General features: G+C 30.2%; 16 protein-coding genes and 1 other annotated feature. Of the genes, 8 read left to right on the forward strand and 8 right to left on the reverse strand.

Annotated elements, in window-relative coordinates:
- The first annotated feature begins 112 nt into the window (after positions 1-112).
- Positions 113-910: a GTP pyrophosphokinase gene (locus tag KDK92_RS11580; protein WP_250859416.1), complete on the forward strand. Its 798-nt coding sequence runs from the start codon at positions 113-115 to the stop codon at positions 908-910.
- Positions 911-958: 48 nt separating this feature from the next.
- Here the strand turns inward: KDK92_RS11580 and leuS are convergent, their stop codons facing one another.
- The 5 genes from leuS to KDK92_RS11605 form a co-directional block, all read right to left on the reverse strand.
- The gene (gene leuS / locus KDK92_RS11585) at positions 959-3,391 is read right to left on the reverse strand and encodes a leucine--tRNA ligase (protein WP_250859417.1); all 2,433 of its coding nucleotides are present in this window, start codon (positions 3,389-3,391) and stop codon (positions 959-961) included.
- A 56-nt stretch (positions 3,392-3,447) separates the two neighbouring features.
- Positions 3,448-3,648: a binding site (T-box leader), on the reverse strand.
- 54 nt (positions 3,649-3,702) lie between these two features.
- Positions 3,703-4,218 carry a hypothetical protein gene (locus KDK92_RS11590; protein ID WP_250859418.1) on the reverse strand — a complete coding sequence of 172 codons (516 nt, stop codon included), beginning with the start codon at positions 4,216-4,218 and terminating at the stop codon, positions 3,703-3,705.
- A gap of 9 nt (positions 4,219-4,227) precedes the next feature.
- Positions 4,228-4,887, reverse strand: a complete 660-nt coding sequence (locus KDK92_RS11595) for a J domain-containing protein (RefSeq protein ID WP_250859419.1) — start codon at positions 4,885-4,887, stop codon at positions 4,228-4,230.
- Positions 4,888-4,969: 82 nt separating this feature from the next.
- Positions 4,970-5,827, reverse strand: a complete 858-nt coding sequence (locus tag KDK92_RS11600) for a DUF5685 family protein (RefSeq protein WP_250859420.1) — start codon at positions 5,825-5,827, stop codon at positions 4,970-4,972.
- Positions 5,827-6,375, reverse strand: a complete 549-nt coding sequence (locus KDK92_RS11605) for a class IV adenylate cyclase (protein ID WP_250859421.1) — start codon at positions 6,373-6,375, stop codon at positions 5,827-5,829. Before KDK92_RS11605 ends, KDK92_RS11600 begins: the two co-directional genes overlap by 1 nt.
- Positions 6,376-6,517: 142 nt before the next feature.
- On the opposite strand from KDK92_RS11605, the gene KDK92_RS11610 reads away from it, so the two are divergent.
- Positions 6,518-7,555, forward strand: a complete 1,038-nt coding sequence (locus KDK92_RS11610) for a nucleoid-associated protein (RefSeq protein ID WP_250859422.1) — start codon at positions 6,518-6,520, stop codon at positions 7,553-7,555.
- 28 nt (positions 7,556-7,583) lie between these two features.
- On the opposite strand, the gene fba is transcribed toward KDK92_RS11610, so the two are convergent.
- The 3 genes from fba to KDK92_RS11625 form a co-directional block, all read right to left on the reverse strand.
- Positions 7,584-8,522: a class II fructose-1,6-bisphosphate aldolase gene (gene fba, locus KDK92_RS11615; RefSeq protein WP_250859423.1), complete on the reverse strand. Its 939-nt coding sequence runs from the start codon at positions 8,520-8,522 to the stop codon at positions 7,584-7,586.
- Between the two features lie 182 nt (positions 8,523-8,704).
- Positions 8,705-9,085, reverse strand: a complete 381-nt coding sequence (locus KDK92_RS11620) for a DUF4363 family protein (protein WP_250859424.1) — start codon at positions 9,083-9,085, stop codon at positions 8,705-8,707.
- Positions 9,086-9,093: 8 nt separating this feature from the next.
- The gene (locus KDK92_RS11625; RefSeq protein WP_250859425.1) at positions 9,094-9,765 is read right to left on the reverse strand and encodes a YetF domain-containing protein; all 672 of its coding nucleotides are present in this window, start codon (positions 9,763-9,765) and stop codon (positions 9,094-9,096) included.
- Between the two features lie 157 nt (positions 9,766-9,922).
- Between KDK92_RS11625 and KDK92_RS11630 the strand changes: the two genes are divergently transcribed.
- The 6 genes from KDK92_RS11630 (at position 9,923) to KDK92_RS11655 (ending at position 16,285) form a co-directional block, all read left to right on the forward strand.
- Complete coding sequence (locus KDK92_RS11630; RefSeq protein WP_250859426.1) at positions 9,923-11,575, forward strand: nucleoside kinase; 1,653 nt, start codon at positions 9,923-9,925, stop codon at positions 11,573-11,575.
- 557 nt (positions 11,576-12,132) lie between these two features.
- Positions 12,133-12,825, forward strand: a complete 693-nt coding sequence (gene sdaAB / locus KDK92_RS11635) for an L-serine ammonia-lyase, iron-sulfur-dependent subunit beta (RefSeq protein WP_250859427.1) — start codon at positions 12,133-12,135, stop codon at positions 12,823-12,825.
- Positions 12,815-13,684 carry an L-serine ammonia-lyase, iron-sulfur-dependent, subunit alpha gene (sdaAA, locus tag KDK92_RS11640; RefSeq protein WP_250859428.1) on the forward strand — a complete coding sequence of 290 codons (870 nt, stop codon included), beginning with the start codon at positions 12,815-12,817 and terminating at the stop codon, positions 13,682-13,684. The genes sdaAB and sdaAA overlap by 11 nt, the downstream gene beginning before the upstream one ends.
- A gap of 69 nt (positions 13,685-13,753) precedes the next feature.
- Complete coding sequence (cax, locus tag KDK92_RS11645) at positions 13,754-14,764, forward strand: calcium/proton exchanger (RefSeq protein WP_250859429.1); 1,011 nt, start codon at positions 13,754-13,756, stop codon at positions 14,762-14,764.
- Positions 14,765-15,083: 319 nt separating this feature from the next.
- A complete protein-coding gene (locus tag KDK92_RS11650) occupies positions 15,084-15,362 on the forward strand; it encodes a hypothetical protein (protein WP_250859430.1) in 279 nt (92 codons plus the stop codon).
- Between the two features lie 35 nt (positions 15,363-15,397).
- Positions 15,398-16,285, forward strand: coding sequence for a YegS/Rv2252/BmrU family lipid kinase (locus KDK92_RS11655; protein WP_250859431.1), 888 nt, complete (start codon positions 15,398-15,400; stop codon positions 16,283-16,285).
- The last annotated feature ends 16 nt before the right edge of the window (positions 16,286-16,301 follow it).

The following is a 16,301-nucleotide window of genomic DNA, read 5'->3' on the forward strand; positions in this document are numbered from 1 at the left end:
ATTATATCAAAAATAATTTGTCCTTAAAATAAAAAGATTAAAAGAAAGATAAAAATGTTATATAATAGTATATAGAGATAATTTATTAAGAATATTTAGAAGGGTGATTTTAATGGCGACAATAGATTGGAAAAAATTCACAATACCCTATGAGCAAGCAATAGATGAGTTAAAGATTAAGTTTAGAAGTATAAGAAAAGAATGCAAGAAAAGAGGAACTTATTCACCAATAGAATTTGTAACAGGTAGAGTTAAAGAAATGTCTAGCCTTTTAGAAAAAGCAAATAAATTTGATATTCCATTAGAAAGAATTCAATATGAAATTGAGGATATTGCAGGCTTAAGAATTATGTGTCAATTTGTTGATGATATTGATAAAGTAATAGATATTATTAGAAAAAGGCAAGATATGCAAATTATTTATGAGAAAGATTATGTTGATAATGTTAAAAATAGTGGATATCGAAGTTATCATATTATAATTAAATATCCAGTAAATATGTCAGATGGGGTTAAAGTTATATTAGCAGAACTTCAAGTGAGGACTTTAGCAATGAATTTTTGGGCTACAATCGAACATTCATTAAATTATAAATATAAGCATAATATCCCCCCACATATAAAGAAAAAGCTTAAAAGTGCGGCTGATGCAGCGTTTAGGTTAGACCAGGAAATGTTAGAAATAAAAGAGGAAATAAAGGATGCTCAGAAATTGTTTGGAATAAAATCAAGTTTAGTTTCTGATATAATGCAGAACATAGAGTTGTTATCATCAGTTGGAAAATCTTCAGAGGCAGCTAGATTTAGAAAAACTCTCGATTCTCTCATAGAAGAGGGGAATATAATTCAATTTAGTGAGTTATTAAGTACTACAGAAAAAACTTTACATAGTAAAGGAGTCAAGAATTAAAAACATAGTCAACTGTCAACTGAAAAAAAAGCCCCTCAGGGCTTTTTTTTACTTAGCTACTATATTAACAAGTCTTCCTTTTATAACTATTACTTTAATGATATTTTTACCTTCAGTAGCAGCTTTGATAGTATCATTAGTTAGAGATGCCTCTTTTATCTCATCTTCAGATAAACCAGAAGGAATATTAATCTTAGCTTTTATTTTTCCGTTTATTTGTATTGCTATCTCAACTTCATCTTTAACAAGTGCTGATGAATCAAATACTGGCCATTTATCATTGAAAACAGAGTAATCCATACCTAATGACTCCCAACATTCTTCAGAAAAATGAGGAGCAAATGGAGCAAGTATTTTGATAAAGTCTATTAAACACTCTTTTAAGAAAGTTGGATTAATCTCTTTCTCGTTTAGATACTTATTAAAAGCATTAACAAATTCCATCATTCTTGCAATTGCAGTGTTAAATTGCATTTTTTCAGAATCATCAGTAACGCCTTTAATAGCTGTGTGTCTCCAGAAATTTAATTCTTTCTCAGGTTTTGTCATTTCAGAAAGCCCATTTTCGCTAGTACGATTAATAGCATTATCTACAATACGTTCTATTCTTTCTACAAAACGTGCTATAGATTTTACGCCATCATCACTCCAAGCACCACCTTCAGTATAACCGAATCCAAACATTAGATACATTCTAAATACATCAGAACCATGCTTGCTGATATAATCATCTGGTGAAATAGTGTTTCCTTTTGATTTACTCATTTTTAATCCATCAGCTCCAAGAATAAGTCCTTGGTGAGTAAGTGATTTAAATGGTTCGTCAAAATTTACGTAACCCATATCTCTTAATGCTTTAGTTATAAATCTTGCGTATAGAAGGTGCATACAAGCATGTTCAGGACCACCTACATATTTATCAACTGGTAGCATAGAATTGATTTTACCACTATCAAATGGATTACTATCACTATTTGCATCAGGGTATCTTAGATAGTACCATGAAGAACAAACAAAAGTATCAAGAGTATCAGCTTCTCTAGTAGCTTTTCCACCACACTTAGGACAAGTTGTATTTAAGAAAGATTCGCATTTAGCAAGTGGTGATTTACCATCTGGTGCAAAATCAACGTCATAAGGAAGTTCAACTGGTAATTGTTCTTCATGAACAGCTACTGTACCGCATTTTTCACAATAAACAACAGGAATTGGGGCACCCCAGTATCTCTGCCTTGAAACAAGCCAATCTCTTAATCTGAAGTTTACTTTTTCTCCTCCAAGATTCTTATCATTAAGTGAATCAAGAATTGCTTTTTTTCCTTCTTTAGTTGAAAGACCATCAAATTCACCACTGTTGATCATTTTTCCGTGCTCTGTAAATGGAAGTTCTTCACCACCTTCAATAACTCTTTCGATTGGAAGGTTATATTTAGTTGCGAAAGCAAAATCACGTTCATCATGCGCAGGAACAGCCATAACAGCACCAGTACCATATGAGTTTAATACGTAATCACCGATCCATATAGGAACCTTTCTTCCGTTAATAGGGTTTATTGCATAGGCACCTGAGAATACTCCGGTTTTCTCTCTAGTAATTGATTGACGTTCAATCTCAGATTGTTTTTTTGTATCATCAATGTATTTTTGTACTTCTTCAAATTGCTCAGGTGTAGTGATTTTCTCAACAAGATCATTCTCAGGAGCAAGAACAACATAAGATACTCCAAATAATGTATCAGCTCTTGTTGTGAATACCTCAAATAATAGATCAGAATCAACGATTGAGAATGTAATTTGCCCCCCTGTTGATCTACCAATCCAGTGTTTTTGCATTGCTTTAGTTTTTTCAGGCCAGTCAAGACCATCAATCATATCAAGAAGTTCATCTGCATATTCAGTAATCTTGAAGAACCATTGAGTAAGATTTTTCTTAGTTACTTCAGTATCACATCTTTCACAAAGTCCATCTAGAACTTGCTCGTTAGCTAGAACTGTGTTACAACTAGGACACCAATTCACAGGAGCTTTCTTTCTATATGCTAATCCTTTTTCATATAATTTCAAGAATAACCATTGAGTCCACTTGTAATACTGTGGATCACACGTGATAAGTTCATGATCCCAATCAAACATTGCTCCCATAGCTTTTAGTTGTTCTTCCATAGTAGCTACATTTTTTTCAGTTGAATCCTTAGGGTGTACTCCAGTTTTTATAGCATAATTCTCAGCTGGTAATCCAAATGCATCAAATCCCATAGGTTGGAAAACATTGAATCCTTGCATTCTTTTCATTCTAGCCCAAGAATCTACTGGACCATAGTTAAACCAATGCCCTGCGTGTAATTGAGCTCCAGAAGGATAAGAAAACATTTCTAAAACATATAGTTTTTTATCAAGATTATTTTCATCAAACTTATATAAGTTTGTATCAGCCCATTTTTGTTGCCATTTTTTATCAATAGCAGTAGAATAATTTGACATATAAAGACCTCCTCAAATATTTAAAGTATTTTTTATAATAAAAAAACTCCGTCTCAGTAAGAGACGAAGTATAATTCGCGGTACCACTCTAATTCGGACATAAATATCCATCTTATTTGTATAACGGCTTCCACCGTATCTGTTTTTCTACAGATATGCTCCAAGGCAAGTTCGAAAGTTTGTATTACTGTTTCACACCAACCAACAGTTCTCTGATAATACAAAATAAATCTACTACTCCTATTCAACGCAGTACATTATTTAATTATATGTTATTATACATTTAACCCTTTTTTCTGTCAAGAAAATACTTATTGTTTTTTGATAAGTGGTTTGAATTTCTTAGTAATAAATACTACATAAGTAGTGAGAGCATAGTCATAAACAATAAATAAAATCTGTAAAACTATTATCAATATAAATACTGAAAATTTAAATGTAAATATATCTGCAAATAATTTGCTATATAATAAAAAACTTATTAATACACCTGAGTTAATATATAATAATTTCAAAAGAAATTCAATAGGGGCATTCCTACAACCTTCAAGAAAAAGTTTAATAAAAGGATATGCTCCAAATATTAAGATATATACAATTGCAACACCAATATTAGCTGATAATAAAAATAATGATAACAAAGCAGTTGCAACATAGCTTATGAAAGCAGTTTTTTTATCAGTGATAATAATTGATGTGACTACGATGCAGGATGTAATAAATAAGAAAAATAACTTATTAAAATGAAGCAATACACTCATATAAAGAATTATAATATTTAAAGCGGTTAGAACCCCACCAAGAGCTATAAACCTTGTGTTTTTCATAAAAGCCTCCTACATACAGTCAATTAAATCTCCACCAGCACATTCGCAAAGGGAATCAGCGCACCAAAGTTTAAAGCACATATCAAACATATCATTATCTCTGTGTTTTCTTCCATAATAGTTTTGTCTATATGATGTTGTGCTAAAGTTTGTTTGTTCAAGCGCATTTCTGTATTCAGGATGTGAAGGGTTCATTCTACATGCTACAGATAGATATCTTTTTGCACTATCATTCCATCCCTTTTTACTGAATAATATTCCCATTAGATAATTCCACTCAGCATCTCTTGTTTTTACGGTATTTAATTTCTGTTCAGCAGATCTTAAATTTCCAGAATAAATATCATTTTTGATATTTTCATATACATTTTGAGATTGATAGTTCTGTTGATTATAGTTGTTATTAGTGCTTGAACTTTGATTGTTGTAAGATGTTTGATTACTATAAGAACTACTTCTGCTACTATGAGTATTGTTCTCACTAGCTGATTTCATAAGTGTATCGTATGCTTCGTTAACTTCACGCATTCTTTCTTCTGCAAGATCCCTAAGGGGATTATCATCATATTGATCAGGATGATATTGTTTTGCTAACTTCTTGTATGCTCTTCTAATTTCATCTTTGGTAGCACCTTTTTTTACATTAAGAATCTCATAAGGATTTTCCATTGTGATCTTCACTCCTTTTCATAACATACGGCATATTCAAATAAATAACTAGTCTAGGTTTAAGGTGTGTATCTTTGATTTGTTATTTTTTTTCATATACCTTATCCATTTTTTCAATCAATCCTAAATGAAGTATATTATCAAGTAAATCAATATTTTTCTTGAGAGGAAGTTTTTTTAGATTAACAGTGCAGTTATAACCACAACTTAAAAGTAAATCTTCGATTCTCAAGTATATTTGCTCAGAAAATTTATTGAAATTTTGATTATTTTTATTAAAGACTGCATTTATGGGATTATATTTACCTTTCTCAAGGTCATCTTTTAAATCATCCCATGCATCTATTATATAAATCCATTTACCTAAATTATAACCTAACCAATAGAGATTTTCACTAAATTCTTCATTTTTATAGTAATAAGATACAATAAGACCTGTTATATCAGCAAAGGGATGAGAAATTTGATCAATATTATCAGAAAAGTTTTCTTTTTCCATTGATGACAGTTTATTGAGATTGGTTTTAACATTTTCAATTACTTCTTCATATTCATTATTGTTTTTATTAATATAAGGTTTAAGCATTGAAGAAAAAATCGAAGATTTTAATGATCTATCATCCTCAACATCATCAATAAGTTTATAATATGCAAGTATTACGTTAGAAAAAGCAGCATAATTTAATGGCTTATTGATAATAATTTTAGTTCTTTTTTTAATAGGATGCATAACACAGGCGTTGTTTACAATACTCCTATCTTCATTATTTAAAGAATCTAATAATATAGCAAGGAAAGTCATATCATAATTCAAAACAAGTCTAGGTAATTGACCGTAATTATTTTTTATAGCAATACATAGACCACAATAATAAGATCTAAATATTTCATAATCTTTCATTTTTAATTCCATTTTGCATGGAAGTACATAACCAAACATTATAGACCTTTTACAGCTCCTTCTTTTTGTAGAATTTCATAAATGGTAGCAGATGTAGTGTCCTCAAGGTTGTATCCTAAAAGAGAAACAACTTCTTCTAACTCTTTCTCATCTTCCGTCTCAATTTCTATATAAGGAAAAGGACAAAAACTCTTATCATTTATATCTATTTCTACTAGAGTATTTTTATATTGATAACTTTCTCTACTTTTTTTTATTTCTTGTACTAAATTAAGTCCAAGTGCTTTGAAAATTGCAATGCCTTCATCACAATTATGAATTTCAGTTTCATTTTCTTCCATAATTTTATACTTTTCTTGACTCAATAATTTTTTTACAGTCATATAGTGGATTGTTTTATCATTTAAATTATCATGAACAGTTCTAATTCTTGCATATCCTTTATTATTAAGAAGGCGACCATCATCATAATCATAAATTCTATTTATTTGATCCTCTTCTTTTACATTTTTGGCATCTAATTCAGTCAATTTTGCTCTTATCTCTTCTGGATTAATCTTTATAATCCTTACTTCTAACTCTTTCACCAAAATCACTCCTTATTAAAGGATTATAACATAAATTCAATACACAATGTGTTACTAAATTGAAAATATGAACAGTGTAGATATTTGAATTTTTTGCCCTATCAATATATAATTGAGAGTGCAGTAAAAGGAGGAGAGTATTTTGGATTATGTAAGTGATATTAATATTTATGAGGCCGTAATTCACGTTTTAGATAATAATGGAGAAGAACCGATACTTAATGAGTTTGCATTAGATTTAAGTGATGAACTATATACGTACTTATTAAAGCATATACAAAAGGCATTAAAAGATGAAGACTTAAAATATGCTAAATACAGTGAAGAAAGAAATATCGTAAGAGAACTATGTCAACAATACCTAAATGGACATGAGAATATTTTAGAAGTATCGAAAGAAGTCTCAAGACAAATGTTCATGCTTATGAAGAGCGGAGGGAATATTCCTTCCTGTGATATGATTGTTGTAGCTTTTTCATGCGAGTTAGGGCCTATGTTAGGGATGCTTAAGATGGACTATATAAAAAACTATATGCATACAATTGATTTTATAGAAGAAAAAATAGGGATAAATATAATACCGCAGTATACAGGTTTACCTGGCAGTGGTCAAAGGGTAGCAAAGTGCGCTTTTGTTAAGGTATTCAAAGAAGATAATAAATATGATCTTCTTGTAATTGATAAAAAAAAGAAAAGCAAAGATACAGAAGAATATGGTACAAATTATTTTATAGAGAATTTTTTAGGATGCAATATTATAGATAGTGAAAGAGATGAAACTAAAGCATTTTATAATGCGGCAGAGAAATGGACTAGAGCAAATTTAGGAGAAAATGCAGTAAAGGCAGAAGAGGTAAGACGTAAAGTAAAAGAAAAATTAAAAGAAGAAGACAACATTAATATTGCTGAATTTACACAAGAAGTGTTTCATGAGCAGAAAGAAGTTCAAGAAGATTTTAAGAGTTTTGCAATTAATGAAGGTGTAAAAGAAGAAGTTCAAGTTGATAAAAATTGGGTGGAAAAGAAACTTAAGAGAACGAGATTGAAAATTGATAGTGATATTGACTTATATCTTACACATGATGCGTATAATGATAATGAAAGATTTGAGATTAAGCGCAACGGAGACGGAAGCATTAATATACTGATTAAACAAGTTAGAAACTATATTGAGAAATAAAAAGAGCACGGGTAACCGTGCTTTTTATCTATTTAGAGCTTCCTAATACATTTTCAATCTTTCCAGTTACAAGATTAGTAACGTTTTCTCTTCCTAATCCTAAGTATTTTCTTGGATCGAATTCTTCTGGTTTTTCATTTAATACTTTTCTGATTGAACCAGTCATAGCTAATCTTATGTCAGTATCCATGTTGATTTTACATACTGCCATAGAAGCAGCTTTTCTTAGCATTTCAGTTGGAATACCTTTAGCTCCACCAAGATTACCACCATTTTCGTTACACATTGCAACATATTTTGGATCAACAGCTGAAGCACCATGTAATACGATAGGATAGTTATGTATACCAGCAGCTTCAAGTTTCTCTGTAATTTTTTCTAATCTATCAAAATCTAATTTAGCTTCACCTTTGAATTTGTAAGCACCGTGGCTAGTACCGATAGCTATAGCTAATGAATCAACACCTGTCTTTTGAACAAATTCTAAAGCTTCGTCTGGGTTAGTGTAAATAGCGTCTGCTGCAGATACATCAACATCATCTTCTATACCAGCTAATCTTCCAAGTTCTGCTTCAACAGTAACGTTTCTTTCATGAGCATATTCAACAACTTTCTTAGTGATTTCAATATTCTCTTGAAGTGGGTGGTGAGAACCATCAATCATAACAGAAGTGAATCCTAAGTCTATTGCTTTTTTACAAGTTTCAAAATCTGGACCATGATCTAAGTGTAAAGCTATATCTAATCCTGTTTCTTCAACAGCCGCGTCTACTAAGTGCTTTAAATAAGTAGGTCTCATGTATTTCATTGCTCCAGCTGATACTTGAAGTATAACAGGAGTGTTTTTTACTTTACAAGCATCTACTATACCTTGAACAATCTCCATATTGTTGATGTTAAAAGCTCCTATAGCGAAACCACCTTTGTATGCAGTTTCAAACATTTTTTTAGTATTTACTAATGCCATTTAATCTCCGCCTTTCATAAAATAATATATGTAATTTGTATATAAACTACTTCGTAGATTTATAATAAAAGAACAAAGAATAGAGAACAAATATTGTTATTTGTTAATTGTTCTTTATAAAATACTGTCCTATATCATTATATAGAATTTGTTGCATATTGCAAATTGAATTTATATTTTTGTTAGAGGATATTATGCAATGTTAACTTTTCTAAAGTCTTAATTTCATTAATTTGGTGCTTTATCACGCTAATGCAAGGTATGGCTTCACTTTGTTTCTTAAATTGAATATAGTCAGTTAACCTGACTATTTCAGAACTGATTAAATCTAATTCACTAGTATTTACATAAACAATCATTGATTTAGAATTTTTATCCCATAATTTAAGAAGATCCTCAGATTCGGCATGAGCTTTTTCCCAATGAGAGGACATTATTGAATCATGTATTTCATCACATAATTTATTTGTTTCAGCTGTAATAGTATTTATTTTATTTATAGAGAATAAAATATAGAACAGTAAAAGTATGAAAATAGCAATGCTACATTTGGTTCTAGTCATAATTCACCTCAAGGTCGTAATTGATAAAAAAAGTCTCCGTTAGAATCACAAATGGCAAAAAATACTTTTTTATAATCATTAATTTTATGTCTTATTAGTTGTTCTTCAAGCCAATGGATATCTTTACGGATTACTTTCAAATTATTATAATTTATTCTACCATCTAATATCAATGTAACAGGGAGTTTATCCTGGGTTGAACGTATATTTAAATCAGATTTTGTTACATTCGTTTTTGATGTTCTTGGAATAATAGATAACTCACCACTTGTTTCTAAAATAGCATACTCAATATCTTCAATATTATAAAAACCTTTTAATCGTAATTCTTCAAGCAAATCATTTAAATTGACTTTCTGATATTCCAACTGTTCTACTTGAATTTTACCTTCCTCAATAAGAACAGTAGGTTTTCCACAAAGGTATTTTCTAGCACATTCACTTTTTAAAGATAAAAACATAGTGAAAACCTGTAAAAATAATAAAGTTACAATTGGTCCTATTACGTGAATTAATGGTATTCTAGCATCTTGCATTGGAATAGTTGCAAGTTGAGAAATCATTACTGTTATAACAAGTTCAAAAGGCTGCAATTGACCCAATTGCCTCTTGCCTGTTAATCTTATTATGACAAGAGTAAAGAAATATAATATAATAGTTCTAATAATCAAAATAAACATAAGTAATCATCCTAACTTTTGGGGTACAATTATATTTTATACATAATAATAAAAATTATTATAAACAATACTAATAATGTATAGGAGATAAGGGGCATGGGAAAAAATAAGTTAGTTTAAATTATTTTTAAGTGTTTCTAAAGGGGGTATATGAATAATGTATAATATAACATTGATTGATGGTAGAAACGTAACGGTGGATGAAGGGCAAATATACCTGGATTTGGTGGAGAAATATGGATTAAAGAACGAGATTCCAGTAGTATTGGCAAAGTTCAATGGTAAACTTAGGGAACTTAATAAATCAATAAAAGAGAACGGTTTTTTTGATGTGGTTGATATAAGGAATAAATCTGGAATGAGAGCATATATTAGGACTCTAAAAATGGTTTTAATAAAAGCCACTTTAGATATATTTCCTGAGGCAACTATAACAATAGAACATTCTCTTAGTAAGGGATTATTTGGAGAAATTCATAAAAAAACAGCTTTAAATGAAGATGATATATTGAAAATAAAAGATAAAATGCAGGAATTGATAGAAAGTGATATTGAAATAAAAAGAGAAAAAGTTAGTATTGATAGAGCAATTGAAATATTTGAAGCATACGGTATGAATGATAGAGTTAGAGTATTAAAACACGTAAATAGAGAGTTTATAACATTATATGAATTAGACGGATACTATGATTGTTTCTATGGACTTATGGCACACTCTACAGGTGTTATTAAGACTTTTGATTTAATAAAATATGAAAGTGGGTTTATACTTAGATTTCCAACTAGAAACAACCCTCTTGAATTACCGAAATTTGTACAACATGAAAAATTGGCTAAAATCTTTTATGAGAGTGAACAGTGGGGAAAAATCTTAAATGTTGGTGATTTAGGTGGACTAAATGAAATAATAGTAAAAGGTGATATTGGAGAGTTTATCAGAGTAAATGAAGCACTTCATGAGAAAAAAATAGCATATATAGCGGATATGATTACAAATAGGAAAGAAATAAAAGTAGTGTCAATTGCAGGTCCTTCTTCATCGGGGAAAACTTCATTTACGAATAGACTTGGAATTCAGCTTAGAGTTAATGGGGATATTCCTATTTTGATTTCTCTCGATGATTATTTTGTTGATCGTGAAAAAACTCCAAAGGATGAAAATGGAGAATATGATTTTGAATCAATTTATGCTCTAGATTTAGAATTGTTTAATGAACATTTGAGTCGTTTATTAAATGGAGAAGAAGTTCAAGTTCCAGAATTTAATTTTAAAATAGGAAAAAGAGAATGGAATGGTAAAAAATTAAGATTACCCGAAAATGGAATTTTGCTTATAGAGGGAATACATGGATTAAATGAAATGTTAACATCGTCAGTTGATAAACAGAAAAAATTTAAGATATATATTAGTTGTTTAACACAATTAAATGTAGATAACCATAATAGAATTCCTACAACAGATGTTAGAACATTAAGAAGAATAGTTAGAGATGCATTATCAAGAGGATTAGATGCAGAGAGAACTTTGAAAATGTGGCCGTCTATTAGAAGAGGAGAAGAAAGAAATATATTTGTTTTTCAAGAAGAGGCTGATGCGATTTTTAACTCAAATTTAGTTTATGAGTTAGCAGTTTTGAAGAAATATGCAATAGAAGAATTGAAAAAGATAACTTCGGAAAGTACAGTGTATTATGAAGCAAAAAAACTTATAGCATTTTTAGAAATGTTCAAAGATGTAGATAAGGAATTGGTACCTGATAACTCTCTTCTTAGAGAATTTGTGGGGGGAAGCTACTTCTATAAATATTAAAATACAACATATATTAAATATAAATTGAGAATTTAAGTGTAAAGAAAAATGTTAAGGCGAATGTATAATGTATAATTGATAATGGAGAATGAAGGATGGTTCTGACTAAGGTCAGAACCTACATTATTATTGGTATGGAAACAATAGGGAGTTACTGGTTTCATTATAAATGAAACATTGTATTTATATTACAATGTTTTATGGCAGATAAAATGAGTAAAAATCTTTATCCTAAAGAACAATAAGGATGTAGTTTCTGCGAAAGCAGAAACATCCATCATTCTCCATTTTCCATTTTTTTTTGAAGGGTGTTTTATCCAAAGAATTTTCCATGAACCAAAACAATATCTTTTAACCACAAAATTTATTAAAGATTTTCAACATTGGGAAATAAAAATAAGTATTGTATGTTTAGTTTTTTTAAAATATAATATTTCTGTTGTGAAAATATGAATGTTGAGAATTAAAATTTTTTATACAACTATTTTGGAATAAAATTGAAATGAAAGTGAAAGCTTAATTATTCTTTATATAAATATGAATAGGGAAGTGATAAAATGAAAAATTATGGTGTTTTTGATATATTGGGACCTGTTATGATAGGCCCATCCAGTTCACATACTGCAGGTGCTGCAAGGTTAGCGAAAATGGCAAGTACTATTTCAGGGGAAGGAATTGAAAAAGTTGAGTTTATATTACATGGCTCCTTTGCTAAAACATATAAGGGGCACGGTACAGATAGAGCGTTAGTTGGTGGAATTCTAGGTATGGATCCATGGGATATTCGTATAAGAAATTCATTTTCTCATGCTCAGGATCAAAAATTAGAATACTCTTTTATTGAGGGAGACTTAGGTGATGTGCATCCTAACACAATTAAATTTAGGATATTTAAGGAAAGTGGTAGAATAGTTGAAATATCAGGGTCATCCATTGGCGGAGGAAGTATAAGAATATATGAAGTAGATGGTCAACCAGTTGAATTAAATGGTGAGTATCCAACATTAATAATTTCATATAAAGATCAACCTGGAATGTTATCGAAGATTAGTACTGTTTTATACCAGAGTGAAATAAATATTGCTTTTCTGAAAGTATTTAGAAATATAAGAGGTGAAAAGGCTGTAATGGTGTGTGAGACTGATTCTGGCTGCGGTCGTAGTATACGTCAAAGAATTAGAGATTTAGGAGACATATACTCTGTGAAGGAAATTAGACCTTTAAAGGAAGGTGAAGAGAATGTTTGTTAATACTGGAAAAGAACTGATAGAAGCCTGTAGTAAAGAGAATATTTCAATAAGTGAGTATACAATAAGGACTCAAATTGACACAGAAGGAAGCAATAGAGAAGTTGTAATAAATAAAATGAGAAATAATCTTAAAGTAATGAAGGATTCTGCTGAGTATGCACTTAAGAATAGTGTGAAATCTGTTAGTGGTTTAATAGGTGGGCAAGCAAAAACATTATATGATTATTCTCTTAATGAAAAAACGTTAACGGGAGAGTTTATGGTGAGGGCTATGGCGAGAGCACTTTCATGTTCAGAAGTGAATGCTGCTATGGGAAGAATAGTAGCTGCGCCTACAGCTGGATCATGTGGAATTTTACCAGCTGTTATAATAAGTGCCGCTGAAAAGTTAGAGAAAAATGATGAAGAAATGATAAATGCATTATTCACAGCTTCAGGAGTAGGTATTATCATAGCAAAGAATGCTACATTGTCAGGAGCAGAAGGTGGATGCCAAGCTGAGTGTGGGTCTGCTGCAGCAATGGCAGCGGCTGCAGTGATAGAGATGATGGGCGGAACTCCAGAGATGGCATTGCATGGAGCGGCAATAGTAATAAAAAATATTTTAGGGTTGGTTTGTGATCCAGTAGCAGGATTAGTAGAAATACCTTGTGCAAAAAGAAATTTAGCAGGTGCTGTTAATGCTCTTTCAACTGTAGATCTTGTAATGAGCGGTGTTACAAGTTTTATACCATTTGATGATGTTGTTAGTGCTATGTATAAGGTAGGAAAAAGTTTACCTTGTGAGTTAAGAGAGACAGCATTGGGTGGGATAGCAACAACTGAAACAGGGATATTATTAAAAAATAAAGTTTTATAGAATAAATATAGTAACTCATATTAAATCCTCTCATAAGATATATAGTAATATTTTATGAGATGAATTATTATGAGTTTAATTTTTTTAAGTATTCAAAATATCACTGGAGTTATATTTTATTCCATACTTATTATAGTCCTTGCATTTTTACTAGGGAAAAGTACTAATAATCTTTCTGATATGTTAGGATATAAGATTGGAGGGTTGATAGGGGCTACACTAGGAAATCTTCCAGAACTAATTATGGGTATCTGGGCATTACGTTACGGTATGATCCATATGGCACGTGGGGCCTTAATGGGATCTATTATTAGCAATATGTTATTAGGACTTGGAATTGCTGTAGTACTAGGAGGAGTAAAATATAAAGAGCAACGATTTAATAAAATTATTGCTAGAACAAATTTTAACATGTTATTTATGGCTATGATTTTTTTAGGTATATTAGCTGCATTAAAGGGGTATGGAAATATATCTCTAAATATTGAGCAATCGATAAGTACACAAGTTGCAATGGTTATGCTTGGAGTATACCTTCTAGGACTAGTGTTTTCATTGATAACACACAGGAATAATTTCGTTCTAAGTGAAGATGGTGAACAAATAGAAAAAAGCCCTAAGGGTAATATATTAAAGATGATTATAAAATTGTTCTTAATTTCAATTTCTTTGTATTTTGTAAGTGAGAAATTAATTGGTAATTTAAAGATTGTTGTGGAGAGTTATAATATTTCTGAAGGGTTTATGGGAATAATACTAATACCATTATTAGGGAATATCGGTGAGAATACATCTGCAATAATGGGTGCATTAAGGAACAAAGTTAATTTGAGTTTAGAGACTGCCATAGGCTCAAGTATACAGATGGCATTATTTGTAACACCAATTATGGTGATTGTATCAGTATTTATAGGCATAAACTTAACCTTATTTTTTTCAGTGTTCCATGTAATTATGATAGGTGCAGCAGTTGGAATATCATACTTTGTCTTTCAAGATGGAAAAACTTATTGGTTTGAAGGAATAATATTGATTTCAACTTATATAATAATAACATTAGCATATTATTATTTGCCTTAGGAACATTTAAAACAAAAAGAACAAAGAGCAAAGAACAGAGAATAAATGGGGAAGAAAAACATCCATATTTGTTCTTTATTCTTTAATCTCTGTTCTTTATATTGATAATCTCAATATATATTAATTAAGAATGAAAATTTTTATTTAGGTGTATGAAAATAAATAACAAGTCAAATATACTAGCATATTGACTAGTTATTTATTTAAAGATGCCTTAAGAAGGTATTATTAAGCAAATAATTAATGAACATAAGTTAGGTGATATACTTTGACTCAGAGAAAAGTAATAGAGTCTTACTTTCAAGATTTAAACAATTTGGTGGACATATTGACAAAATTGGTTGGATCATATAGGTCCCTGATTGGAGGTGCGGATGAAATAAGTAGAATAACTTTTGCAGATAAAGGTAATGTAAAAGACGCACTTAAAAGGGCCGAAGAATTAGGCGCGATAATTGATGAAATAATAAAAACATTAGATAAAGTGTGTTATACTTATATTAATTATACTAAGATTAAATCAGAAGCCGTTAGGGCAAAAATTGATGCACAAAACATAATGATAGAAATTAATGAAGAACTAAAATTTAGAAATTAAGATAAAAAAATAGGAGATTAGGGGCGAATGTTATTATGAAGAAGATATTATTTGTTTATAATCCTTTTTCAGGTGAAAGAATTATTTTAAACTATTTAGATAAGATTATTGAACTACACGAAAAAAATGGATACACAGTACATATAAAGAGAATTGAGAGAACAGAAGAATTACAAAATTACTTTCAGACTATTGATGAAAAGTACGAATATATCTTGGTTTCAGGAGGAGATGGATCCATAGATATTGTAGTTAATGCTATGAAAAAAAGTAATATTGATTTACCTATCGGAATAATACCAACTGGAACTGCAAATGATTTTGCTAAATTTTTAGATATACCTTTGGATATTGTTAAAGCATGCAAACAAGTGATTGATGGGACTGAATTTAAGGTGGATGTTGGGAAAGCTAATAATCAATATTTTGTTAACGTTGCAAGTATGGGGTTATTCACTGATGTTTCCCAAAAAACAGATACTAATATTAAGAATACAATAGGAAAGCTGGCTTATTATATTAAAGGTATAGAAGAAATACCGAATCTTAGAAAATTGAAGGTAAAACTAAAGTGGGATAAAGGGGAGTTTGATGATTATATATATCTGCTCTTGGTGTTAAATGGGAAGACTGCTGGAAATATAAATTTAGCATATAAAGCCGAACTTGATGATGGAAAATTAGATGTACTTGTGTTTAGAGCAACTAGAGTAACTCAAATTTTAACTATTTGTTACAGACTTATAAAAGGAGAGCATTTAGAAGAAAATATTGAAGGGTTAACTTACTTCAAATGTGATAACTTGTTTATTGAGTGTGAAGAAGGAATTGTAACTGATATTGATGGAGAAAAAGGACCAGATTTTCCTTTGGAAATTAGTTGCATAAACAAAGGGTTAACTCTTAGAGGAAAACCCTTATAAAAGATTAGTTGAGAGT

Source organism: Oceanirhabdus seepicola, from assembly GCF_023684385.1.
Taxonomy (GTDB): domain Bacteria; phylum Bacillota; class Clostridia; order Clostridiales; family Clostridiaceae; genus Oceanirhabdus; species Oceanirhabdus seepicola.